This is a genomic window from Kitasatospora sp. NPDC059648, assembly GCF_042734825.1.
Taxonomy (GTDB): domain Bacteria; phylum Actinomycetota; class Actinomycetes; order Streptomycetales; family Streptomycetaceae; genus Kitasatospora.
In genome coordinates this window covers 42131-64860 of record NZ_JBHWDU010000008.1, presented here as the reverse complement: position 1 = coordinate 64860, position 22730 = coordinate 42131, and the positions used below count along the sequence as shown (strand labels likewise).

18 protein-coding genes and 3 tRNA genes are annotated in these 22730 nt (G+C 74.5%); 5 read left to right on the top strand and 16 right to left on the bottom strand.

Going from position 1 to position 22730, the window contains the following annotated elements; genetic code table 11:
- Positions 1-11: 11 nt before the first annotated feature.
- Positions 12-1010 (bottom strand): DNA polymerase III subunit delta, encoded by a 999-nt coding sequence (gene holA, locus ACFV1W_RS07690; protein WP_380414063.1) that lies wholly within the window; start codon positions 1008-1010, stop codon positions 12-14.
- A 171-nt stretch (positions 1011-1181) separates the two neighbouring features.
- Between holA and ACFV1W_RS07685 the strand changes: the two genes are divergently transcribed.
- A complete protein-coding gene (locus tag ACFV1W_RS07685; protein WP_380414061.1) occupies positions 1182-1475 on the top strand; it encodes a hypothetical protein in 294 nt (97 codons plus the stop codon).
- Between the two features lie 96 nt (positions 1476-1571).
- Here the strand turns inward: ACFV1W_RS07685 and ACFV1W_RS07680 are convergent, their stop codons facing one another.
- On the bottom strand, positions 1572-2507 hold the full coding sequence (locus tag ACFV1W_RS07680; protein ID WP_380414059.1) for a LysR family transcriptional regulator: 936 nt from the start codon (positions 2505-2507) through the stop codon (positions 1572-1574).
- Positions 2508-2646: 139 nt separating this feature from the next.
- Between ACFV1W_RS07680 and ACFV1W_RS07675 the strand changes: the two genes are divergently transcribed.
- Together ACFV1W_RS07675 and ACFV1W_RS07670 are read left to right on the top strand one after the other, a co-directional pair.
- Entirely contained in the window at positions 2647-3945 is a 1299-nt protein-coding gene (locus tag ACFV1W_RS07675; RefSeq protein ID WP_380414057.1) for an MFS transporter, read from the top strand.
- A 56-nt stretch (positions 3946-4001) separates the two neighbouring features.
- Positions 4002-4601, top strand: coding sequence for a cysteine hydrolase (locus ACFV1W_RS07670; protein WP_380414055.1), 600 nt, complete (start codon positions 4002-4004; stop codon positions 4599-4601).
- A gap of 157 nt (positions 4602-4758) precedes the next feature.
- Here ACFV1W_RS07670 and ACFV1W_RS07665 read toward each other — a convergent pair whose 3' ends face one another.
- Entirely contained in the window at positions 4759-5019 is a 261-nt protein-coding gene (locus ACFV1W_RS07665) for a hypothetical protein (protein ID WP_380414054.1), read from the bottom strand.
- 147 nt (positions 5020-5166) lie between these two features.
- On the opposite strand from ACFV1W_RS07665, the gene ACFV1W_RS07660 reads away from it, so the two are divergent.
- The gene (locus tag ACFV1W_RS07660; RefSeq protein WP_380414052.1) at positions 5167-5748 is read left to right on the top strand and encodes an Ig-like domain repeat protein; all 582 of its coding nucleotides are present in this window, start codon (positions 5167-5169) and stop codon (positions 5746-5748) included.
- Between the two features lie 232 nt (positions 5749-5980).
- Here ACFV1W_RS07660 and ACFV1W_RS07655 read toward each other — a convergent pair whose 3' ends face one another.
- The 8 genes from ACFV1W_RS07655 to ACFV1W_RS07620 form a co-directional block, all read right to left on the bottom strand.
- Complete coding sequence (locus ACFV1W_RS07655; RefSeq protein WP_380414050.1) at positions 5981-8578, bottom strand: ComEC/Rec2 family competence protein; 2598 nt, start codon at positions 8576-8578, stop codon at positions 5981-5983.
- Positions 8579-8624: 46 nt separating this feature from the next.
- The gene (locus ACFV1W_RS07650; protein WP_380414048.1) at positions 8625-9374 is read right to left on the bottom strand and encodes a helix-hairpin-helix domain-containing protein; all 750 of its coding nucleotides are present in this window, start codon (positions 9372-9374) and stop codon (positions 8625-8627) included.
- A 388-nt stretch (positions 9375-9762) separates the two neighbouring features.
- Positions 9763-10608, bottom strand: a complete 846-nt coding sequence (locus ACFV1W_RS07645; RefSeq protein WP_380414046.1) for a DegV family protein — start codon at positions 10606-10608, stop codon at positions 9763-9765.
- Between the two features lie 123 nt (positions 10609-10731).
- A complete protein-coding gene (locus ACFV1W_RS07640) occupies positions 10732-11514 on the bottom strand; it encodes a hypothetical protein (RefSeq protein WP_380414045.1) in 783 nt (260 codons plus the stop codon).
- A gap of 296 nt (positions 11515-11810) precedes the next feature.
- On the bottom strand, positions 11811-14696 hold the full coding sequence (leuS, locus tag ACFV1W_RS07635) for a leucine--tRNA ligase (protein WP_380414043.1): 2886 nt from the start codon (positions 14694-14696) through the stop codon (positions 11811-11813).
- 391 nt (positions 14697-15087) lie between these two features.
- Positions 15088-16383, bottom strand: coding sequence for a hypothetical protein (locus tag ACFV1W_RS07630; RefSeq protein ID WP_380414041.1), 1296 nt, complete (start codon positions 16381-16383; stop codon positions 15088-15090).
- Positions 16384-16480: 97 nt separating this feature from the next.
- A tRNA-Ala gene (locus ACFV1W_RS07625) sits at positions 16481-16553 on the bottom strand.
- 203 nt (positions 16554-16756) lie between these two features.
- Positions 16757-18196: an MFS transporter gene (locus ACFV1W_RS07620; RefSeq protein WP_380414039.1), complete on the bottom strand. Its 1440-nt coding sequence runs from the start codon at positions 18194-18196 to the stop codon at positions 16757-16759.
- 103 nt (positions 18197-18299) lie between these two features.
- Here ACFV1W_RS07620 and ACFV1W_RS07615 point away from each other — a divergent pair, with 103 nt between their 5' ends.
- Entirely contained in the window at positions 18300-19199 is a 900-nt protein-coding gene (locus tag ACFV1W_RS07615; protein ID WP_380414037.1) for a helix-turn-helix transcriptional regulator, read from the top strand.
- 60 nt (positions 19200-19259) lie between these two features.
- Here the strand turns inward: ACFV1W_RS07615 and ACFV1W_RS07610 are convergent.
- The 5 genes from ACFV1W_RS07610 to ACFV1W_RS07590 form a co-directional block, all read right to left on the bottom strand.
- Positions 19260-19332: transfer RNA gene (locus tag ACFV1W_RS07610), tRNA-Ala, on the bottom strand.
- A gap of 57 nt (positions 19333-19389) precedes the next feature.
- Positions 19390-19462: transfer RNA gene (locus ACFV1W_RS07605), tRNA-Ala, on the bottom strand.
- Between the two features lie 134 nt (positions 19463-19596).
- On the bottom strand, positions 19597-20247 hold the full coding sequence (locus ACFV1W_RS07600; RefSeq protein ID WP_380414218.1) for a histidine phosphatase family protein: 651 nt from the start codon (positions 20245-20247) through the stop codon (positions 19597-19599).
- The gene (gene rsfS / locus ACFV1W_RS07595; RefSeq protein ID WP_380414036.1) at positions 20244-20702 is read right to left on the bottom strand and encodes a ribosome silencing factor; all 459 of its coding nucleotides are present in this window, start codon (positions 20700-20702) and stop codon (positions 20244-20246) included. The genes ACFV1W_RS07600 and rsfS overlap by 4 nt, the downstream gene beginning before the upstream one ends.
- 171 nt (positions 20703-20873) lie before the next feature.
- A complete protein-coding gene (locus ACFV1W_RS07590) occupies positions 20874-22724 on the bottom strand; it encodes a LytR C-terminal domain-containing protein (protein WP_380414035.1) in 1851 nt (616 codons plus the stop codon).
- Positions 22725-22730 lie beyond the last annotated feature (6 nt).

Genomic DNA, 22730 nt, shown 5'->3' with positions numbered 1-22730 from the left:
CGGGCCGGGCGTCAGTAGGCGGGGCGGGAGCCGGCCCGGGCGGCCCTGGCGACGGCGACCACCGCACGCTCCAGGGCGAAGGCCGGGTCGTCCGAGCCGCCCTTGACGGCGGCGTCGGCCTGGGCGATCGCGGTCAGCGCGGCCGCCACCCCGTCGCCCGTCCAGCCGCGCATCTGCTGGCGGACCCGGTCCACCTTCCACGGCGGCATGCCCAACTCGCGGGCCAGGTCGGCCGGGCGCATGTTCCGCCCGGTCGTGGCCAGCCGCCCGATGCTTCGCACGCCGGAGGCCAGCGCGTAGGTGATGCCGGTCGGCGGCTGGCCGACGGCCAGCGCCCAGCGCAGCCGCTCCAGCGCCTCCGCCGCCCGTCCGGTGACCGCCAGGTCGGCCACCTCGAAGCCGGTCGCCTCGGCCCGGCCGCTGTAGTAGCGGGCCACCACCGTCTCGTCGATGGTGCCCTCGACGTCCGAGGTCAACTGGCTGCACGCGGCCGCCAGTTCGCGCAGGTCACTGCCGAGCGCGTCCAGCAGCGCCTGGCAGGCCTCCTGCGTCGCGGAGCGGCCCAGGGCGCGGAACTCGCCCTTGACGAAGGCCAGCCGCTCGCTCGCCTTGGCCAGCTTGGCGCAGGCCACCTCGCGTCCGCCCGCCTTGCGCCCGGCGTCCAGCAGGCCCTTGCCCTTGGCCCCGCCGGCGTGCACCAGCACCATGATCACTTCTTCGGCCGGCGCCTCGATGTACGCCTTGACCTCCTTCACCGAGTCGGCGGAGAGGTCCTGGGCGGCCCGGACCACGATCACCTTGCGCTCGGCGAACAGCGAGGGCGTGGTCAGCTCGGCCAGACTGCCGGGCTGCAGCCCGCCGGGGGGCAGGTCCCGTACGTCGGTGTCCGGGTCGGCGGCCTTCGCCGCGGCCACCACCTGGGCGACCGCGCGGTCCAGCAGCAGCTCCTCCTGGCCGACCGCGAGGGTCAGCGGGGCGAGCAGGTCGTCGGGTGCACTCTTCCTGGCCATCGCCTACCAGCATCCCACGCGCCGCGGACACTCCCGCCCGGGCCCGCAGCCGGCCGGGCCAGCAGCCGGCCGGCCCCGCTGCCGTAGGGGCCGGAGGGCGCGTAGGACGCGCAGGGCCGTAGGGGCCGACCGCGCCGCCGGACCGTTCCGCGCGACCTGGAGAATGGCCCGGTGACCGAGAACCACACCCCCGACCTCCCGGACGTCGACGACCCGTTCGTCCGCCAGCTGCTCGTTCTGCCCGACCGCGACGCCGCCGACGAGGCCGCCGAGGAACTCCGCGCCGCCCACCCGGACCTCGGCGAACCGGAGATCGTCCGCGACGCCCTGGCCGGCGAGGACGACGCCGAGGACGCCCAGTGGCTCGTCGTCCTCGACCCGCCGTCCACCGGCTGGACCGCCGCCCTGCTGCATGCCCTCGACACCCTCGCCACCTCCTACGACGGCTGGCGCGAAGAGGCCTGACCGGCGCTTTCCGTCGCCTCCACGCCGCCCTCGCCCGTCGGCCCCGGCCCCGGTCCCGGCCCCGGTCCTGGCCCCGGCCCCGGCCCCGGCAGCCGTTCAGCGCGGGAGCACCCAGCCCGGCCGCCAGGTGCCCGGGGCGTCGAGGGCGGGCCGGGTCGCAGCGAGGTGGGCCCGGAGGGCGGCCAGGGCCGGGTGGGGGTTGTCCCGGTGCCACAGGAGCGAGTGCGGGTACACGGGCGTCGGGTCGGTCACCGGGATGCGGCGCAGGCCGTGGCCGGCGGGCCAGACCACGCGGGTGTGCTCGCTCATGAAGGTGGCCAGGGCCGGGGTGTCGGCGACGGTGTCGAGGAGCGCGTCGGAGCCGAAGTTGGGGCCGGTCACCTCGATCCCGAGGCCGAACTCGGCGACGAGGTCGTCGTAGTAGGCGGCCCACTCGGTCCCTGGCGCGATGCCGGGCATCCAGATCCGGTGCCCGGCGAGCTGGGCGACGGTCACCGAACGGGCGCCCGCCAGCGCGTGGGCGGGGCCGGTGAGGAGCTGGAGCGGCTCGTCGAGCACCCGGACGGACTCGATGTCCTCGGGAAGGGGCCGACCGGGCGCGGCGACGGCGCGGAACGACGCGTCGACGGCGCCCGAGCGGATGGCGCCGACGGCCGCCTCCACGTCGAACAGCATCACGACGTCGAGGTCGATCTCGGGGTGCGCGCGGTGGAAGTCGCGCATCAGGCCCGACGGCGCGACCCGGGAGGCGATCACGTCGACCCGCAGCGGCCGCCGCCCGGTGCCCACGGACGCCACCGCACGCTCGGCGGCGCGCAGCAGCTCGCGCGCATGGGGCAGGAAGGCCTGCCCGTCGATGGTGAGCTCGGCCCCGCGCGGGGTGCGGGTGAACAGCCGGACACCGAGGTCGCGCTCCAGGGTGGCGACGCGCTTGGAGACGGCCTGCTGGGTGACCGCCAGGTCGGCGGCGGCCTTCTGGAACTGGCCCGCTTCCACGACGGCGGCGAAGGTGCGTACGGCTTCGAGGTCCATGCCGATCCACCTTAGTGAACAACACGTGGTTGTGGCGTGGCGGCGGACTGGTTGTTTGACCTGCGGATGTGCCGCTCGATTAGCTCTCGCCGGACAACATTGATTTGTTCGAACGGGACGTCGAGGGAGCGAGCCGGGCATGGTGGGCAGGGTGAACGGGACGGGCGGGGTCGGCAGGGTCGGCGGGGTCGGCGGGGCGGGCAGGAAGCGGCTGGGGCGGCAGTTCGGCTGGCTCTGGGCGGCGTACGCGGTGAGCGCGTACGGGTCCGGGCTGGGATTCGGGGCCCTGCCGCTGATCGCCGTACTGGCGCTGCACGCCGGACCGGCCGAGGTGTCCGCGCTGTCCGCGGTGGGCCCCGCGGTGGGCGCGCTCATCGCGGTGCCGCTCGCACCGTGGGTGGAGCTCCGGCGCAAGCGCCCGGTGATGATCGCGATGGACCTGGTCCGGTTCGCGGCCATGGCCACCGTCCCGCTCACGTACGCCCTCGGCCTGCTGGGTTTCGTCCAGCTGCTGGTGGTCTCGGCCGTGGTCGCCGCGGCCAAGATCGCGTTCAACGCGGCCAGCGGCGCCCACCTCAAGGCCCTCGTCCGGCCGGACGACCTGCTGGTCGCCAACGCCCGGTTCGAATCCACCAACTGGAGCTCCATCGCGGTCGGACCACCGCTCGGCGGGGCCGCGATCGGCCTGTTCGGGCCGGTCGCCACGATCGTGGCCGACGCCCTCAGCTACCTGCTCTCCGCCCTCGGCATCACCGCGATCCGCGGCCGGGAGGAGGCCCCGCAGCCCACCGGCAAGGCACCGGTGCGGGCAGGCGCGCTGCTCGACGGCTGGCGGCACATCCTGGGCGACCCCGGCCTGCGGCCGCTCTACCTCAACAACCTGCTCGTCAGCGGCCTGATCATGGCCACCGAACCGCTGCTGGCCGTACTCCTGCTGCGCCAACTGCACTTCCCGGCCTGGCAGTACGGCCTCGCCTTCGCCGCTCCCTGCCTCGGCGGGCTCGTCGGCTCCCGGCTCGCCCGGCGCGTCGTCGCCCGTTACGGACCGCACCGGGTCTTCCGGACCGTCGGCACCCTGCGCGCCGTCTGGCTGATCGGGCTGGTCCTCGTCCGCCCCGGCGTCGTCGGCCTGGTCACCGTGATGGCCGTCGAGCTGGCGATCATCGTCAACATGAGCCTCTACAACCCGGTGCTCGCCACCTTCCGGCTCGAACGCACCCCCGAGCACCTGGTCGCCCGCACCCTGTCGGCCTGGTCGATCGGCCAGCAGGCGTCCATCGCCGTCTGCACCGCCCTCGGCGGCCTGCTCGCCGACGTCACCGGCCCGCGCACCGCCCTCACCGTCGCGGGGCTGCTCATCCTGGCGACCCCACTGCTGCTCCCCCGGCGCGAGCAGGCGCCGGTGCAGGAGCCGGAACCGTCCCTCAGCCACTCCTGACGCCACCGGCGGCCGGTCACCCCCGGTCGCACACCACCCACAAGGAGGACCGCCGCGTGAACACCGCCGCCGCACTCGGCCCCGCGCACACCGCTCTTCTCGTCCTGGACTGCCAGCCCGCCGTCCTGGCCGCCCTTCCCGAGGACGGCACCCGCGAAGCCCTCCTCGGCCGCATCGAACGGGCCGTCGCCGGCGTCCGGGCCGCCCGCGGCACCATCGTCCACGTCCGCGTCGCCTTCACCGAAGCCGACTGGGACGCCGTCCCGGACACCAACAAGTCCTTCGCCGCGCTGGCCCGGCACCGCGCCATGCACGACGAGGACGCCGCCACCGCCGTCCACGAGCGCCTGGCCCCGCTCGGCGACGACATCGTCGTCCGAAAGACCCGCTACGGTGCCATGTCCACCACTGACCTCGACCGGCGGCTGCGCGAACGCGGCATCACCAGCCTGGTGGTCTCCGGCACCAGCACCAGCGGCGCCGTCCTGTCCACCGTCCTCGACGCGGCCGATCGCGACTACCTGCTCCACGTCCTCTCCGACGCCGTCGCCGACCCGGACCCGGAAGCCCACGACACCCTGCTCCGCCGGGTCCTCCCCACCCGGGCGCACCTCGTCGACACCGCCGGACTGCCCGAGCTGCTCCGGATCCGCTGACCCGCCCGACGGCCGGGACCGCACACCACCGGGGTGAATCGACGGTGCGCCAGGGCGCCGTCGCGATCGACTCCCTGGCCTCCTGATCCACAGTGGCGGACGGCAATCGACTGCCGAAGCATCCCCCTCCGCCTTCCAGGAGCAGCTCGTGAAGATCTCACCGCCGGCCGCCGCCGGTCAGCCGGGCCCAGCCGTCGCCAGGGGACGTGCCGGTTCGGCCGCCCGCCGTGGACGGGCACTGGCCGTCGCGGCCGGCCTGCTGGGAGCCGCCGGACTCGCCCCGGTCGCGCTGCCCGGGACCGCCCACGCGCAGGAGCACGTGCACCGCCTCGGGCCCCACCACCACCTGCACGTTCGCCTTCACCGGCGCCGAGCAGACCTTCACCGTCCCGAACGGCGTCACACAGGTCGACGTCACGGCGATCGGTGCGGCCGGCGGCCTGGAGGGGGGCAACGACACGCCCGGCGGCCGTGGTGCTCAGGTTTCGGGCACTCTCACCGGACTGTCCGGCGGACAGACCCTCATATCGAAGTCGGCGGCAACGCCACCAACGATGGATCCTGTTTGCCGACGTCCCACTGCACCGGCGGCTTCAACGGCGGCGGCAGCCCCGGTACGCTCGGCACCGGCGGCGGTCCAGGACCCAGCCTGACGGGGGGCGGAGGCGGCGGCGGCTACTACGGCGGAGGCGGCGGCGGCAACATCAACCTCTCGGTGACCCCGGCCGGGAACGCGGGTGGAGGGGGCGGTGGTTCGTCCCTCGTACCCGCCGGCGGCACCGGCCCCACGGTGACCAGCGAGGCCGCGAGCATCACCATCAGCTACCTCACCCCGGGTAAGCCGGTGAACACCCGCCTGATCGCGATCCCCCATCAGGTCCGGCTCGGCCGACCGGTGGTGCTCGATGACCTGGTCTGCCCGGCCGGCACGGGCGCCACGACCCCGCCCACCGGCACTGTGACGTTCACCGACACCACCACCGGCACGACCCTGGGCACCGCACGCCTGGTCCTCGACCTCGGAAACTGCGCCGCCGCCGGGCGTGTGGTCTTCTTCCGGACCCCCGGCCCGCACGTCATCACGGCCGTCTACAGCGGCGACTCGGTCTACCAGGGCAACAGTGCCACCCGGAGACCCTCACCGTGACGGTCAACCCCTGACTCCGGAGGGAACGCCGCGGCACAACCGCCGAGCAGCTCCGCGAGGGCCCCGCCGGGTGGTCGGCGGGGCCCTCGCCGTCTCCGTCTCCCGTACGTCCCCGCACCCAACGCTTGACGGCCGCGGAGCACCGGATCGTCGCAATCCGCACGGCACAGCCAATTCGGGTGAAGGTTCGCCCTGCCCACCCCACATGGTGGAGGGAAGAGGAGAGCGGGCGTCACAGGGGCGGGGCACGGGGCCTGCGGGGGGAGTGGCCGGAGCCGGAGTGGCCGGCGCGGGCGCCGTGGTCGGGCCGGGGGTGCACGGCGACGGCGACGGCGGACGGGGAGTCGCCGGTCACGGCGATGTCCCCCACCCGGTCGGTGCGCAGGACGGTGGCGCCCAACGCACGCAGCCGGTCGACCGTCCGAGGTGACGGGTGCCCGTACGCGTTGCCCTCGCCGCAGGAGATCAGGGCGAGCCGGGGCCGTAGCGCACCGGTCAGGCCCCAGTCCTGGTGGGCCGAGCCGTGGTGGGCCACCTTCAGTACGTCGACCGGGCCGATGCGGCCCAACAACGCCGACTGGGCGGGCGGTTCGAGATCCCCGAGCAGTGCCATCCGCAAACCTCCGCCCAAGGTCACCAGCAGGGCCACGCTCGCGTTGTTCGCGCCAGGCGCCTCGACGGCCGCCCCCGGCTCGGGCCACACCACGTCCCAGGACAACTCCGCGCCGGCCGAACGGCGTTCCCCGCGGCCCGCACGCACCAGCGGCACGCCGGCCCCTGCCGCCCAGGCCGACACCCGGGCAGCCTCGCCCGGCGGGTCGTCCAGCACCGTGCCCTCGACGGCACCCACCTGACGGCCGCGCAACACCCCTGGCACGCCCTCGACATGGTCCGCGTGGAAGTGCGTCAACAGCAGCAGCGGTACCGTCGTGACGCCGAGTTCGCGCAGGCACCGGTCGGCCGCTTCGGGATCCGGCCCGGTGTCGATCACCACCGCGCTGTCCGGCGCACCGGTCGCAAGGGCCAACATGTCTCCCTGTCCGACGTCGCACATCGCCAGCCGCCACCCCGGCGGCGGCCAGCCCGTGGCGATCCGGGCCAGCTGCGGCGGGCGCAGCAGTACGGCCAGCAACACCACCAGCAGCGTGCCCGTCACCAGGGCCCGGGCCCAACGGCGCCGGGGGCGGGCGTGCCGGCCGGTCTCCGCCCGCCGGGGCAGCAGCAGAGGCGCCGCCCAGCAGGCGGCCAGGGTCGCCAGGGCGACCGTCACCACCCCGAACCAGCCTCCGGGCCACGTCAGTTGGCCGCCGGGCAGTTCCGCCCCGCGCCGTCCGACGAAGGCCAGCCAGCCGGCCGGCACCCCGGCCGGCTCGGCCAGCACCCGCGCCAGGGACGGGAAGAACGGCTGCAGCACGAGCACCCCGAAGCCGAGCAGCGTCGCCGGGGCGACCGCCAGTTCGGCCAGCAGGTTGCACGGGACCGCGACCAGGCTGATGTGCCCGGACAGCACCACCGTCACCGGGGCGCAGAGCGCCTGCGCGGCCGCCGTCGCCGCCAGCGCGCCCGCCAGGTGGTGCGGCCAGCGCCGGGCGCGCAGGGACTCGGCCCAGTGCGGCCCGAGGACGAGCAGCCCGGCGGTGGCGAGCACCGAGAGCAGGAAACCGAAGGAGCGGGCCAGGAACGGGTCCAGCAGGACGAGGACCAGAACGGCCCCGGCGAGCGCCGGTACGGCCTGCCGGGGGCGGCCGGTGGCCAGGGCCAGCATGCCGATCAGTCCCGTCCCCGCCGCCCGCAGCACACTGGGCTCGGGTCTGCAGACGGTCACGAAGGCCAGCGTCAGCCCCGCGCCGAGCAGGGCGCTGGTACGCAGGGACAGCCCCAACAGCGCTGCCAGTCCTCGCCGTTCCGGGGTGCCTGCCTGGCCCGGGGAGCCCAGCAGCACGCCGAGGACGATCGCCAGGTTGGCCCCGCTGACCGCCACCAGGTGCACCAGGTCGGTGGCCCGGAAGGCGTCCACCAGGTCGTCGGGCAGCCGCGAGGTGTCGCCGACGACCAGCCCGGGGAGCAGCCCCCGCGCGTCCGGGGGCAGTCCGTCGCTGGCCGTGCGCAGGCCCTCGCGCAGTCGGCCGGCGATCCGCTGCGGCAGGCTCGGCGGTGCGAGCTGCCGGGGCTGCCCGTGGACGGCCAGCAGCGCCGCGGCCTCGGTGTCGTAGCCCTCCCCCGCCGGACGCACCTCGGCCTCCACGGCCAGCCGCTCCGACGGGAGCAGTCGCAGCCAGGAACCGCTCTCCGGCCCGCGGACCATCACGGTCACCGGGGTGTGCGTGCGCGTCGACCGCCCGTCCGGGAGGAGGGCGGCCCGGTCGGCCACGGCCTTGACGGTGAGCAGGCTCTGCCCGCCGGTGGTGCCGCCCCGGGAGGTGTGGACCTTCGGGTCTCCCGTGACGGTCAGCTCCACCTCCACCACCCGGGCGGGCGTGCCCGGGGAGCGCGGCGGCGCGTGCTCGGCAGCGCGGGCCAGCTCCGGCAGCAGCCCCCGGTGCAGGTCGGCGGTGTGCAGCGGGGTCGCGATCGCGGCCGCGGCGCCGCTGAGCAGGACGGCCGCCAGCGCCACCGCGGCCCCGCGCCGGCGCAGCAGGCCCGGCCGGCTGAGCAGCAGCACGGCCGCGAGCACCGCGCCGACCGCCAGCGAGAAGATCAGCGCCTCGGACCCCGGTTCGATGGGCAGGAGCACCGCCGTGACCAGCCAGGCCGAGACGGCGGGCAGCAGCAGCCGGAAGTCGGCACCCGAGGAGCGGGTGTTCGGGACCGGCGCGGTGGTGGCGGACATGGCGGCACCTCCCTTCAGGGGTCGGCAAGCGGAAACGGAACGGGTGTCAGAGCGTGAGGAACGGGCGGAGTTCCGCGAACGTGCGGGCGCCGATGCCGCTGACCTGGCGGAGCTGGTCGATCGAGCGGAACGAGCCGTGCGAGGCGCGGTAGGCGAGGATGCGCTGGGCGAGGGTCGGGCCGACGCCTGGCAGGGCGTCGAGCTGTTCGAGGGTGGCGCGGTTGAGGCTGACGGGTGGTCGGGGCGCGCCGGCCCCGGGAAGTCCGCCGGCGCCTCCGGGAACCTGGACGGGGACCGGGGCCTGTGCCGGCTCGCCGACCAGGATCTGTTCGCCGTCGGTCAGGACGCGGGCCAGGTTGAGTCCCCGGGTGTCCGTCTCCGGCAGCGGACCGCCCGCCGCCCGCAGGGCGTCGGCCACCCGCGAGCCGCCGGGCAGGGTGTGCAGGCCCGGCACGTGGACCCGGCCGCCGATGTCGACGACGACCGCGGGCCCGGCGCCCGGCCCCGAGGAGGTCTCGGGTGGACCGGCCCCGCTGCCGGGTGGGGCGTCGGCGGCGGACGGACCGGACTCCGGCAGGGCGGAGGCCGCCACCAGCGCCGGGACGGCCACCGCCTCCGGCCTGGCCAGCCAGAAGTGCTGCACGGCGTACCCCACCGCGAACAGCAGCAGGATGGCCAGCCCGGCCACCGCGCGCCGGTCGAGCGCCAGCACCGAGGCGAACCGCAGCCGCGCGCCGGCTTCCGGCGGATCGGGTACGTCGAGCGCCCCCGGAGGCAACGCCGCCGGCTTCCGCACCGCTCCGGCAGTCGTCGGAGACGGAGCCACGGACGGCGGGGCCGGAGAAGGCGAGGAGACCGGAGGAGGCGGAGAGGATGCGGAAGGCGGCGCAGGGGGGACGGCAGGCACAGCAGGGCCCACCGGCCCGTCGTCCGTCGGCAGCAGCGCCGCCATCCGCAGCCGCACCGTCTCGTTGATCGCTTGGCGCTTCGCCGCGCCCAGGCCCCTGGTCGTCATGGCGAGGACGCTAGGAGCCGTCCGACGAGCACGCAGGAATTACCGAATGCCTGTGGACAACCCGGGGGTTGTGGATAAAAACGGTCACTCACGCGAGTGGTCGACCCGTGCCCAAGTTGACCGGACCGGGCGGGACAACACCCACCCCCCAGCCGCGACCGCCCCCGCCTCAGCGCGGAGCGACCACCACCGCGAGCAGCCCCGGCCCGACGTGCGCACCGATCACCGCCCCGACCTCGCCCACGTACAGGTCCCGGAGCCCCGGCACCCGCGCCCGCAGCCGCTCCGCGAGCGGCTCGGCCCGCTCCTCGGCCGCGAGGTGGTGGACGGTGATGTCCACCTCGCCCTCCCCCGACCGCTCGACCGCGATCTCCTCCAGCCGCGCGATCGCCCGCGACGCCGTCCGCACCTTCTCCAGCGGCTCGATCCGCCCGCCGTCCAGGTGCAGCAGCGGCTTGACCGCCAGTGCCGACCCGAGCAGCGCCCGCGCCGCCCCGATCCGGCCGCCGCGGCGCAGGTGCTCCAGGGTGTCCACGTAGAAGAAGCCGCTGGTTCCGGCAGCCCGCAGGGCGGCCGCCTCGGCCACCTCCGGCAGGCCCCGGCCGGCCGCGATCGCCCCGGCCGCCGCCAGCACCCCGTACCCGAGGGCCATGCCGACCAGTCGGCTGTCCACCACCCGCACCGGTACGGGCGCCTCGGCGGCCGCCAGCCGGGCGGCCTCGACCGTGCCGGACAGCTCGCCCGAGATGTGCACCGAGACGATCCCCTTCGCCCCCGCTTCGGCGGCCGCCCGGTAGGCGGCCGCGAAGGCCTCCGGGTTGGGACGGGAGGTGGTCACCCGCTGTTTGGCGCGCAGCGCCTCGGCGACGTCCTTGGGAGAGATCTCGACGCCCTCGCAGAGGACCGAGTCACCGACCGCGACGCTCAGCGGAACCACCGTGATCCCGTGCCGGTCGATGGCCTCCTGCGGCAGATAGGCCGTGGAATCGGTGACGAGTGCGAGGTCGGAGGGCATGAGGCGGAGGTTACTCCCCGTTCGTCCGGGAAGACAGCGTCCGTCCCAGCGCTCCGCCGGGGCTCCTGCGCGCCCGACGGAGGCCCCGGCGCTCCCGGGAACGGCCCCGACCCGGACCGGGGCTCAGCCCGCCGAGGGCCCCGTCGAGGGCCCCGCCGACGTCTCCGCCGACGGCTTCCGCAGCCGCTGCGCCAGCTTCGCCAGCGGGTCGGCCAGCCCGAGCAGGTCCTCCGCGCTCGGCCGCCCCTTCCCGTCCGTCAGCCCGGCCCGAGCCGCCCCGCCATCGGACGAACCGGCCGCACCGGCCGCACCGGCCGCACCACCCGCAGCGGACCCGGTACCCGGTGCGGACCCGGTGTCCCAGTGCCGCAGCGCCCCCGCCTCGCTCTCGCACTCCTGGCTCAGCCGGCTCAGCTCGTCGTCCGCGAACCGGTGCATCCGGTCCTGCGCCGCCCACCGCATGGTCTCCGCCGCGTGGGTGATCCGCTCCGCCCGCTCCCGCAGTTCCGGCAGCTTGGCCGCGATCCGCGCGGTGTCCGGTTCGCGTTCCAGAAGCCGCAGTTCGCCGTCCAGATCGGCCGCGTGCGCGTCGAGCCGGGTCAGCAGCGCGAGGGACTCGCCGAGCTGGCCGTCCTGCTCCCGTCCGCCCTCCAGCACCTGCCGGGTGCCGTCCAGCGAGGTCCGCAGCTTGAGCCGGACGGTGGCGATCTGGGCCGGCGGGCCGACCTTGGTGTACGTCTTCGCCTTGAGAGTGGCGGTCTCGACGGCGCGCCGGGCGTTGGCCTCGTGCTTCTCGACCTTCGCGGCAACGGCCTTGGCGGCCTTGACCGTACCGACCACCGCCAGTACGAGCGCCGCGATCCCGAAGAGCAGGACCAAGCCGATCATCACGCCGAAAACGTCCATCGCGCGCCACCTTCCGCCACCGTTCCGCCCCCACCGGGCCCAACGCGGATCGCAATGCCCAGGGTTCCACGGTAGCCGCCGCACCGGGCGCGAGGAGCTCCGAACGGGCCCGGCCGCCGGAGATCAGGGACAGATCGGGGATCTCCCCGGGGGCACGCCCCCGCCCGACCCCCGCCCCTCAGCCCCCACCACCCACCCCCACCTCCCCCGGGAAACGCATCGGGCGGGTGCCCCGGAGGACACCCGCCCGATCAATCACGCACTGACGAAGTCACGAACCACGAACAGCCCCGACCTCACCCGGTCACGATGTTGACCAGCTTCGGCGCCCGCGCGATCACCTTCCGCACCGCCGCGTCACCGATCGCCGCGACCACCGCCGGGTCCGCCAGCGCCAGCGCCTCCAGCTCCGCGTCCGTGATCCCGGGCGCGACCTCCAGCCGCGCCTTGACCTTGCCCTTGATCTGCACCACGCAGGTCACGCTCTCGTCGACCACGTACGCCGGGTCGGCGACCGGGTAGTCGGCGTGTGCCAGCGACTCGCCGTGGCCCAGTCGGCGCCACAGCTCCTCGGCGATGTGCGGGGCCAGCGGCGCGACCATCAGCACCAGCTGCTCGGCCACCGCCCGCGGCGTGGAGCCGCGCTTGACCAGGAAGTTGTTCAGCTCGATCGCCTTGGCGACGGCCGTGTTGAACCGCAGCCCGGCCATGTCGCCGCGGATGCCGTCGATGGCCTTGTGCAGCGCGCGCAGGGTCGCCTCGTCCGGCTCCTCGTCGGTGACGACCAGCTCGCCGGTGGCCTCGGACACGATGTTGCGCCACAGCCGCTGCAGGAAGCGGTACGAACCGACGACGGCCCGGGTGTCCCACGGACGGGAGACGTCCAGCGGGCCCATCGACATCTCGTACAGGCGCAGCGTGTCCGCGCCGTACTCGTCGGCGATGTCGTCCGGGGCGACGGCGTTCTTCAGGGACTTGCCCATCTTCCCGGCCTCGCGCTTGACCGGCTCGCCCTGCCAGAAGTACTTGCCGTCGCGCTCCTCGACCTCGGCGGCGGGCACCGGGAAGCCGCGCTCGTCGCGGTAGACGTCCGCGGTGATCATGCCCTGGTTGAACAGCTTGTGGAACGGCTCGACCGAGGAGACGTGGCCCAGGTCGTGCAGCACCTTGTGCCAGAAGCGCGCGTACAGCAGGTGCAGCACGGCGTGCTCGGCACCGCCGACGTACAGGTCGGCGCCGCCGCCCGGCTTGGTCTCCGTCGGGCCCAGCCAGTAGCCCTCGTTGGCCGGGTGCACCACGGCCTCGGTGTTCGTCGGGTCGACGTAGCGCAGGTCGTACCAGCACGAACCCGCCCAGTTGGGCATGGTGTTGGTCTCGCGACGGTACCGCTTGACACCGTCGCCCAGGTCCAGCTCGACGTTGACCCAGTCCTCGTTGCGCGACAGCGGGGTCTCCGGCGAGGAGGCGGAGTCGTACGCGTCGTAGGTGCGCGGCGAGTAGTCGTCGACCTCGGGGACCTCGACCGGCAGCATCGACTCGGGCAGCGCGTGCATCACGCCGTCCTCGTCGTAGACGATCGGGAAGGGCTCGCCCCAGTACCGCTGGCGGCTGAACAGCCAGTCGCGCAGGCGGTAGTTGACGGTGCCCTCGCCGATGCCGCGCTCGGCCAGCCACGCGGTGACGCGGGCCTTGGCGTCGACGACGCTCAGCCCGTCCAGGGACAGATCGCCCTGCTCCCGCGTGGAGTTGACGATGACCGAGTCGTAGGTGTCGAAGGCGTCGTCCCACGCCGCCGGGTCCGAGCCGCGACCGTCGGTCGGCTCGACGACGCAGCGCATCGGCAGCCCGAAGGCGCGGGCGAAGGCGAAGTCGCGGTGGTCGTGGGCGGGGACGGCCATGATGGCGCCGGTGCCGTAGCCCATCAGCACGTAGTCGGCGATGAACACCGGCACGGACTCGCCGCTGACCGGGTTGACGGCGTAGGCGCCGGTGAAGACGCCGGTCTTGACCTTGGCGTCGACCTGGCGCTCGACGTCCGACTTGGCGGCGGCCGCGGCACGGTAGCCGGCGACGGCCTCGGCCGGGGTGGCGGCGCCGCCGGTCCACTCGGCGGGCACACCCTCGGGCCAGGCGGCGGGGACGATCGAGTCGACCAGGCCGTGCTCGGGCGCCAGCACCATGTAGGTGGCGCCGAACAGGGTGTCGGGCCGGGTGGTGAAGACGGTGATCTTCCCGCCGTCAACGGCGAAGTCCACCCGGGCGCCCTCGGAGCGCCCGATCCAGTTGCGCTGCTGCAGCTTGATGGCCTCCGGCCAGTCCAGCAGGTCCAGGTCGGAGATCAGGCGGTCGGAGTACGCGGTGATGCGCATCATCCACTGGCGCAGGTTGGACTTGAACACCGGGAAGTTGCCGCGCTCCGAGCGGCCGTCCGCGGTGACCTCCTCGTTGGCCAGGACGGTGCCCAGGCCCGGGCACCAGTTGACCGGCACCTCCTTGGCGTACGCCAGGCGGTACTCGCCCAGCACCTCGTCGCGCTCGGCGGCTGACAGCGCGGCCCAGGCGCGGCCGCCCGGCACCTCACGCGTGCCGGCCTCGAACCGGGCGACCAGCTCGGCGATCGGACGGGCCTTGCCGGCCGCCTCGTCGTACCAGGAGTTGAAGATCTGCAGGAAGATCCACTGCGTCCAGCGGTAGTACTCCGGGTCGATCGTGGAGATCGAGCGGCGCGGGTCGTGGCCCAGGCCCAGCCGGCGCAGCTGCTGGCGCATGTTGGCGATGTTGGCCTCGGTGGAGACCCGCGGGTGGGTGCCGGTCTGCACCGCGTACTGCTCGGCGGGCAGGCCGAAGGCGTCGTAGCCCAGCGTGTGCAGCACGTTGTGGCCGGTCATCCGCTGGTAGCGCGCGAAGACGTCGGTGGCGATGTAGCCCAGCGGGTGGCCGACGTGCAGGCCCGCGCCCGAGGGGTACGGGAACATGTCCATGATGAAGCTGTGCGGCTTCGCGGCGACGTCACCGGCGGACGGGTCGGCCAGCTCACCGATGGGGTTGGGGGCGTGGAAGGTGCCCTCCTTCTCCCAGATGTCCTGCCAGCGGGACTCGATCTCCGCCGCCAGCGCGGCGCTGTACCGGAACGGCTCGGTCGCGGTCTCGGCCGCGCCGGACGCAGGGGTCGTCTCGCTCATGGTCCTTCAAGCTCCATCGGTGTCAGTTGGCGAACCGCGCGACGCGGCCGACCGTGGACCCGTCCCACGACGCGGGCGGGGGCGGAAAACAAAAAATCCCCTCGCAGGAGGGGACGCCACGCCGACTCCGGCACCGCCCGAGGGCGCAGCCGGTCCTGGTCAGCGCGGCCGGCTAAGGAGCAGGCGCACGGTTCGCATGGGCTCAGGGTACCGCAAGCGGGTCAGGGCGCTCCGGACCGTCCCCCGGCGCACCCGGCCCCGCACGCCGCACACCCCGCCCCGCACGCCGGCCGGGAACCGGCCTCTCATCGCGCCCCACCCGGGAACCGGCCCCCTCACCCAGCACCCCCGGGAACCGGCCCCCTCACCCAGCACCCCCGGGAACGGCCCCTCACCGCGCCGCCGCCCGCCCCGCCGCCTCGAAGTCCCGCAGCGCCCTGGCCAGCCGCTCCGACTGCATCCCCGCCGCCAGCGACCGCGCCAGCCCCGCCGTCCGAGCGGCCTCCCGCTGGTCGCCGAGGCGCCGGTGGGCCTCGGCGAGGCGGACCATCAGCATCGCCTTGGCCCGGGCCCGCCCCGGTCCGAGCCCGGCGACGGCCTCGGCGAGCAGCCCCTTGGCCATCCGGTGCTGGCCGAGCGCGAGCCGCCCCTCGCCCACCATCCCGGCCAGGTCGGCCCGGGCCTCCTCCGCGCCGGGCACGCCGTCGAGTTCGGCGAAGGCCCGGGCGGCGGCCGCCTCGGCCTGCTCGGCCTCGCCCCACCGGCCGTGGGCGCGGGCGATCCGGCCGAGCTGCCGGGCCCGGCCGGCGGGGCTGAGCGCGGGGCCGTGGGCGTCCAGGGCGGTGCGCAGCGCGGTGACGGCGTCCAGGCCGCGCCCGCCGGTGCCCTGGGTGGCGAGCACCACCAGCGCGCCGAGCCCGGCGACGCCGAGCCGGGGGTCGCCGCTGACGTGGGCGGCGCGCAGCGCGGCGACGAAGGCCCGCTGGGCGGCGGCGTCGTGGCCGAGGTCGTACGCGGCCCAGCCGGCCAGGCGGGCGAGCCTGCTGGCCGTGCCGTAAAGCTCGCGGCCGAGCCGTTCGTCGTACGCGCCGAGCTCCAACAGCTTGGCCAACATGGCGAGTTCGGCCCGGGTGGGGCCGAGGACGAGGCCGCCGCCGCAGGAGCGTTCGAGGCGCTGCTTGCTGCGGTAGGACAGGCCGAGTTCGCCGGCCAGCGAGGGGTCGACGCGCAGCGCGCCCTCGCCGCCGCCGACCGGTGGCGGCGGCGAGGAGAGCCGTTCGGCGGCGTGGTCGAGGTCGGCGCTGCGGAACAGGTCGGTGAGGCGCACCGGTCCGGCGTCGGTGGCGGCCTCGCGCAGCGCGGTCTGGGCGGTGTCCGCGGTCCACGGGTCGGTGAGCAGCCGGGGCGAGAGGATCTTGGCGCCGCGGTGGCCGCCCATCCGGCCCCAGAGCTGCTCGTAGGTGACGGCCATGCCGAGGGTGCGGCTGAGCACCTCGCAGACGGCCTGGTCGTGCGGGCTGCGCGGCACCATGCCGCGGTCGCGCCACTTGTACGGGGCGGTGGAGCTGATCGCCAGGCCCGGTGGCAGGGCGAGGCTCACCTCACGGGCGAGCCGTTCCGGACTCCAGCCGAGCTGGTGCAGTATCCGGGCCAGTTCCTCGTTCCGCCTTCGCTGCAGATCGGCCATGGCACGACGGTAGCGGTCTTTGCGGCCCGCCCGCCGATGGCATGCACACAACGGCGAAGAGCCGCCCCCCGAATCGGGAGGCGGCTCTCAACCACTGTGGAGCTATGGGGAATTGAACCCCAGACCTCTTGCATGCCATGCAAGCGCTCTACCAACTGAGCTATAGCCCCTTGACCTGCGATGTCACCGGGTCTCCCGTCGTTTCCGTCCGGTTTCCCTCGGCGACATCGACTACTTTACACGGTCCGGGGCGTGCTCCTGAAATCCGTTTCCCGAGGCCGCCGGGCCACGCAGCCCCGCCGGGCGGCCGCCGCGCAGCTGCCGACCGTACTGCCTCCGCGCGGCAGCCGTCCGGCGGCCGCGAGCGCTCCCGTCAGCGCACCACCCGCCGGCTGCGCTCGGCGAAGGCCGCCCCGACGAGGACCGTCACCGCGTTCACCCCCAGGGTGACCAGCAGCGCGTGCCCCGAGTCGGCGGCCGGCGCCGGCAGGTCCACCTGCCCGAGGAACACCGAGCCCACCACCGCGACCCCGATCACCTGCCCGAGCTGGAGGACGGTCACCGTCACACCGCTGGCATCGGCCGCGTCCTCGGGCGCCACCCCCGCGAGCGCCCGGGCGAACAGCGGCGCGTACGCGAAGCCCGCCGCCAGGCCGAGTACGGCCGTCTCGGCCAGCACCACCGCCCCGATCCCGGCGCCGTCGCCGAGCAGCACCCCCAGCAGCAGGTAGCCGCCGCCGAGCAGCACCCCGGCGACCGACGGCAGCACCCCGTGCAACCGGCCCGGCAGCCGGTGCCAGCGCAGGCTGGCCAGGCCGAAGCCGATCGCGACGGGCGCCGAGCAGAGCCCGGCCCGCAGCGCGCTGTGGCCGAGGGCCGCCTGCTGGTGCAGGGCGAAGGCGAACATGAAGCCCGCGTAGGCCGCCATGATCGTGAACAGTCCGGCCGCCGCCGGGCGCAGCCCGGGCGCGCGCAGCACCCGCCCGGCGATCAGCGGCTGCCCGCCGCGCCGGGCGACAGCGCGCTCGACCACGACGAACAGCCCGAACAGCAGCACGCCGGCCGCGATCATCGCCCAGCCCCAGAGCGGCCAGCCGAGCTCGTTGCCGAGCACCAGCGGCACCACCAGCAGGCCGAGCGCCGCGCCCAGCACCACCAGGCCCGGGACGTCGAAGCCGCGCGAGGCGTCGCCGGGCAGCTTCGGCAGCAGCCGGGCGCCCGCGGCCAGCAGTACCAGCCCGATCGGCACGTTGACCAGGAACACCGGCCGCCACCCGGTGCCGAACAGGTCGGCGCTGACCAGCACCCCGCCAAGCACCTGCCCGAACGCGACGCCGACGGCCAGCACCGCCGAGTAGAGCCCGATCGCCCGGGTGCGGGCGGCGCCGGTGAAGGTGCGCTGCAGCAGGCTCGTCACCTGCGGCACCATCAGCGCCGCGCCCGCGCCCTGGAGCAGCCGGAAGGCGATCAGCCAGCCGGTGGTCGGGGCGAGGCCGCAGGCCAGCGAGGTGGCGGTGAAGCCGGCCAGGCCAAGCTGGAACAGCCGGCTGAAGCCGTAGCGGGCGCCGAGCCGGGCGCCGGTGATCAGCAGTACGGCGTAGGAGATGGTGTAGCCGGCGATCACGAGCTGCAGGGCGGCCCCGGAGGCGCCCAGGTCGGTGCGGATGGTGGGCGCCGCGACGTTGACGATGGAGCCGTCGAGCACGGCCATGAACTGCCCGCACAGGACGAGCGCGAGGAGCAGCCCGGGCCGTACGGCCGGGGCCCCGGTGGTGCCTCCGGCCACGCCGGGCCGGGTCTGAAGGTCCGTCATGGGCACCAGCCTGGGGCCGCGCCGGTACTGGTGGTTAGAGCCTGCCGATCCTGGTACTGGCAGCACCTGTATCGCCCGGGCGTGCTGCGGCACGATGGACGGCATGACCGTCCTGGAGGAAGTCCCGACCGCGGCGGGCGACCGCGGGCGCCGCCGGACCGAGCTGGCCCGCTTCCTGAAGGCCTGCCGGGCGCGGGTCGCCCCCGAGGACGTCGGCCTGCCGCCCGGGCTGCGCCGCCGTACGCCCGGGCTGCGGCGCGAGGAGGTCGCGCAGCTCGCCGGGGTCGGGGTCACCTGGTACACGTGGCTGGAGCAGGGGCGGCCGATCAACGCGAGCGAGCAGGTGCTGCTGGCGGTGTCCCGGGCGCTGAGGCTGGACGGCACCGAGCGCGAGCACCTGTTCCGGCTGGCCGGGATGTCGCCCTCACCGCTGGCGCAGCCGGCCCCGCCGGAGCTGAGCCCGTCGATCCAGGTGATCCTGGACTCACTCGCCCCGCTGCCCGCGGCGGTCTCCAACACCCGGTTCGACGTGCTGAGCTTCAACCGGCCGTACCGCTCGCTGTTCGGCACGGAGCGGATGCGCCCTTCCCACGGCGTCTTCTTCAACAGCCTCTGGTGCATGCTGACCGCGCCGGCCTGCTGCAACCCGTGCGAGAACCCGGAGGAGACCCTGCCGCGGATGGTGGCGGTGCTGCGCTCGGCGTACGGAAAGCACGTCGGCGAGCCGGCCTGGGAGGAGCACGTGCAACGGCTGTCGGCCGGCAGCGAGCTGTTCCGGAAGCTGTGGGCCCGCCAGGAGGTCTCGCCGCCGCGCACCCTGCGGCGGACCTTCCGCCATCCGGAGCTCGGCGTGATGCGGCTGAACGCCACCTACCTGACGATGCCGGGCGTCCCGGAGTGCTACATCGTCGTGTACGTCCCGGAGAACCCGGAGGACCGGGAGCTGGTCGAGCGGCTCAACTCGCTGCCGCCGGGCGGCTGGACCCACACCTGCACGCCGTGAGGACGGTCGGGGAAACCCGAGAGGCCGCCACCCACCGGGTGACGGCCTCTCGAACTGCTGTGGAGCTATGGGGAATTGAACCCCAGACCTCTTGCATGCCATGCAAGCGCTCTACCAACTGAGCTATAGCCCCGCGACACGGACGACCCCGGCCCCGGAATTCCTGCTGGCCACGACCGCCGATGCGGAGTGGAGCTATGGGGAATTGAACCCCAGACCTCTTGCATGCCATGCAAGCGCTCTACCAACTGAGCTATAGCCCCGCACTCACCGGATCTCCCGCTTCCCTTCCGGGCCGCGTTCCTTCCCTGCGAACGAGGAAGACTCTAGCTGGTCAGGCCCGGAACTGCGAAATCCGCTCTTCCGGGCCCCCGCGTAGCCCCGTCACCGAGTGCCGTCAGGTGTCGTCGCCGATCACCGGCTGCGGGAGCGTGCCCGCGTTGTGCTCCAGCAGTCGCCAGCCGCGCGCCCCCTTGCCGAGCACCGACCAGCAGCAGTTGGACAGCCCGCCGAAGCACTCCCACAGGGGAGGCTCCAGACCCAGCAGCCGCCCGAGCATGGTCCGGATGGTGCCGCCGTGGCTGACCACGACCAGCGTGCCGTTCTCCGGCAGCTTGGCGACGGCCTCCAGCACCACCGGCACCGAGCGGTCGGCGACCTCGGTGGACAGTTCGCCGCCGCCGCCGCGCCGCACCGGCTCCCCGGCCGCCCAGGCCGCGTACTCCTCCGGGTACCGCTCGCGGATCTCGGCGTTGGTCAGCCCCTGCCAGGAGCCCGCGTACGTCTCCCGCAGGCCCTCGTGGTGCTGCACGTCCAGCCCGGTGACCGCGGCCAGCTCCTCGGCGGTGCGCCGGGCGCGCTTGAGGTCCGAGGAGATCAGCAGGTCGGGGCGCAGGCCGGAGAGCAGCCGGGCCGCCCGCTGGGCCTGCAGGACGCCCTGACCGGTCAGCTCGATGTCCGTGGTGCCCTGGAACCGCGATTCGAGGTTCCAGGAGGTCTGACCGTGCCGCCAGAAGACGATGCGCGGGCCCCGCGCGTCCCTGCTCAGTGCAGGTCCTCGGGCTTGCCGAAGTCGTCGGCCGGGGCGACGGCGTTGCCGGCCGCGTCGGTGATGGCGTCGGGGCGGTTGCGCGACTCCATGGCGTCCGCGGGCAGCGGCAGCTCGGGGCAGTCCTTCCAGAGCCGGTCCAGCGAGTAGAAGGAGCGCTCCTCGGAGTGCTGGACGTGCACGACGATGTCCAGGTAGTCGAGCAGGATCCAGCGGCCCTCGCGCTCGCCCTCGCGGCGCACCGGCTTGATGTCCAGCTGCTCGCGCAGCTGGTCCTCGATCTCCTCGGCGATCGAGCGGACCTGGCGGTCGTTGTTCGCGGAGGCGATCAGGAAGGCGTCGGTGATCGACAGCACCTCGCTGACGTCGAAGGCGATGATGTTGTGCGCGAGCTTGTCGGCCGCCGCCTGCGCGGCGACGGTGATGAGCTGCTGGCTGTGGTCGGTGACGGTCACGGTGTTCTTCCGGCTCGGCGGCTTGGGGCGGCCCCGGCGCGCGGCCGGGGTCGCCTTCCAGGATCTCACGCCGCCCCGGCGGCCCCGGAACGCATTTCCGGGGCCGCCGGGGCACGCGGGGCCGAACCCGGCGGCCGGCCGGTCACCGGCCGCCGGTGACCGGCCGGGCGGCTACTGGTTCTTCGACGGCTGGTAGTCCTTGCCGAGCACGACCACCAGGTCCGCGTTCTGGGCGTCGCCGACCTTCTTCACCGCCGTTTCCGGCAGCCCCAGGCTGGCCGCCAGGGACTTCGCCGCGGCCTGCCGGGCGTCGTCGGTGTAGCGGATCTCACTGGTGGACTGCGGCGCGGTCCTGGAGCCGCCCGGGATGAACGTCAGGCCCGAGTTGACGATCTGGACCTGCGCGGCGGCGCCCGCCGCGTCGTTGCCGGAGGCGTCCTGCAGCGCGACCCGGGCGGGGGCGTCGCCGGCCGCCGCGGACTTCACGGTGCCGCCGAGCACCTCCTTGACCTGCTTGCCCGCGGTCGCCTCGTCCAGCGTCCCGTCCGGCTTGACGGTCAGCGCGGTGGTGCTGAAGTGGCCGTCCTTGGCCTGCTGGGCGAGCTGCGCGAGCACCCCGGCCAGGGCGTCCTCGGGCAGCGAGGGGTCGAGCACCGCGTTCATCCGGTGCACGTCGTCCTTGGCGTCCTTGAACCCGGTCGGCATGGTGCGCACCACCGCGTCCATCACCTGGCCGAACCGGGCCAGCTGGGCGTCCCGGTTCTCGCCGGGTGCCTGGAGGGTGGCGTACGCCACCGCGGCCTTGCCGCTGAGCAGGGTGTTCTTGCCCGCCGGGGACAGCTCCTTGCCGTCGGGCTTGCCGCCCTCGCGGGTCGCGGCGTTGGTGTCCACCCGGATGCCGCCGAGCTGGGAGACCAGCAGTTCCAGGTACGGGGTGTCCAGTCGCCAGGTGCCGGCCACCGGGGCGCCCAGCACGGTGGAGAGGCCGTCGCGGGTCGCCGAGGCGCCGATCGCGTCCATGGCCTGGCCGACGGTGGTCACCGGCGGGTCGCCGGGGCCGGGCAGCCGCAGCACGTCGGGCAGCAGCAGGACCGTGCCCTTGTGCCCGGAGGCGTCGTCGACCAGCAGCGCGCTGGACACCTTGCCCTGGAGGTCGCGCAGGTGGACGACGTTGACCTGCCGCCCGCCGGCCGCTGCGGCCGCGGTCGGCTTGTCGCCGGTGAACCACAGGTAGCCGCCGACGCCGCCGGCCGCGAGCGCCAGCACCACGCCGAGGCCGATCAGCCGGTTCTTCAGCTTGCGGCGCCGCTCGGCGCGCACCTCGCTGCGGGACTCGGCGAACTTCAGCCAGTCGATGACGTCCTCGGACTCCTCCGCCTCCTCGTCGACGAAGGTGAACTCGCCCGTGGCGTAGCCGTCCTTGGGCGCCCGGCCGCCGGTCCTGCCGGACCGGGCCCCGGCGACCTGCTCGGACGGCGGCTCCGCCTCGGCCGGGGCCGCCGCCCCGGAGGCCGGCCGGGGCGCGCGGCGGCGCGGCGGCGGCACGGCGGCGGGGGCGGAAGCCGCCGGAGCGGGCGCGGAGGACTCGGGAACGACGGGCGGCTCGGGCTGCTGCGGCTGGGCGATCACCGGGGCCGCCGGGGCCGCCGACGCGGCCTGGTACGGCTGCTGGTAGCCCTGGTATCCCTGCTGCTGGTAGCCGTACGGGTCCTGGGCGTACACCGGCTGACCGTACTGGTCGTACTGGTGGTCGAACTGCTGCTCGTACCGGTCGTGCTGCCCGTACGACTGCTGCTGCGGGAACTGCCCGGTCCGCGGGCCCTGCTGGTGGCCCTGCTGCTGGTAGCCGTACGGGTCCTGGGCGTACACCGGCTGCCCGTACTGGTCGTACTGCTGGTCGTACTGCTGCTCGTACGCCTGCGGCTGCGCCTGCTGGTACTCGTGGCCCTGGTACGGCTGCTGGTACTGCCCGGTGGACCACTCCTGCGGCTGCTGCCCGCCGCTGCCGTTGCGATCGCTCACGCCCGC

Coding starts and splice junctions, on each gene's coding strand:
- holA (WP_380414063.1), bottom strand. CDS start 1,010: ATGGCCAGGAAGAGTGCACCCGACGACCTGCTCGCCCCGCTGACCCTC.
- ACFV1W_RS07680 (WP_380414059.1), bottom strand. CDS start 2,507: ATGGACCTCGAAGCCGTACGCACCTTCGCCGCCGTCGTGGAAGCGGGC.
- ACFV1W_RS07675 (WP_380414057.1), top strand. CDS start 2,647: ATGGTGGGCAGGGTGAACGGGACGGGCGGGGTCGGCAGGGTCGGCGGG.
- ACFV1W_RS07655 (WP_380414050.1), bottom strand. CDS start 8,578: ATGTCCGCCACCACCGCGCCGGTCCCGAACACCCGCTCCTCGGGTGCC.
- ACFV1W_RS07645 (WP_380414046.1), bottom strand. CDS start 10,608: ATGCCCTCCGACCTCGCACTCGTCACCGATTCCACGGCCTATCTGCCG.
- ACFV1W_RS07640 (WP_380414045.1), bottom strand. CDS start 11,514: ATGGACGTTTTCGGCGTGATGATCGGCTTGGTCCTGCTCTTCGGGATC.
- leuS (WP_380414043.1), bottom strand. CDS start 14,696: ATGAGCGAGACGACCCCTGCGTCCGGCGCGGCCGAGACCGCGACCGAG.
- ACFV1W_RS07630 (WP_380414041.1), bottom strand. CDS start 16,383: ATGGCCGATCTGCAGCGAAGGCGGAACGAGGAACTGGCCCGGATACTG.
- ACFV1W_RS07620 (WP_380414039.1), bottom strand. CDS start 18,196: ATGACGGACCTTCAGACCCGGCCCGGCGTGGCCGGAGGCACCACCGGG.
- ACFV1W_RS07615 (WP_380414037.1), top strand. CDS start 18,300: ATGACCGTCCTGGAGGAAGTCCCGACCGCGGCGGGCGACCGCGGGCGC.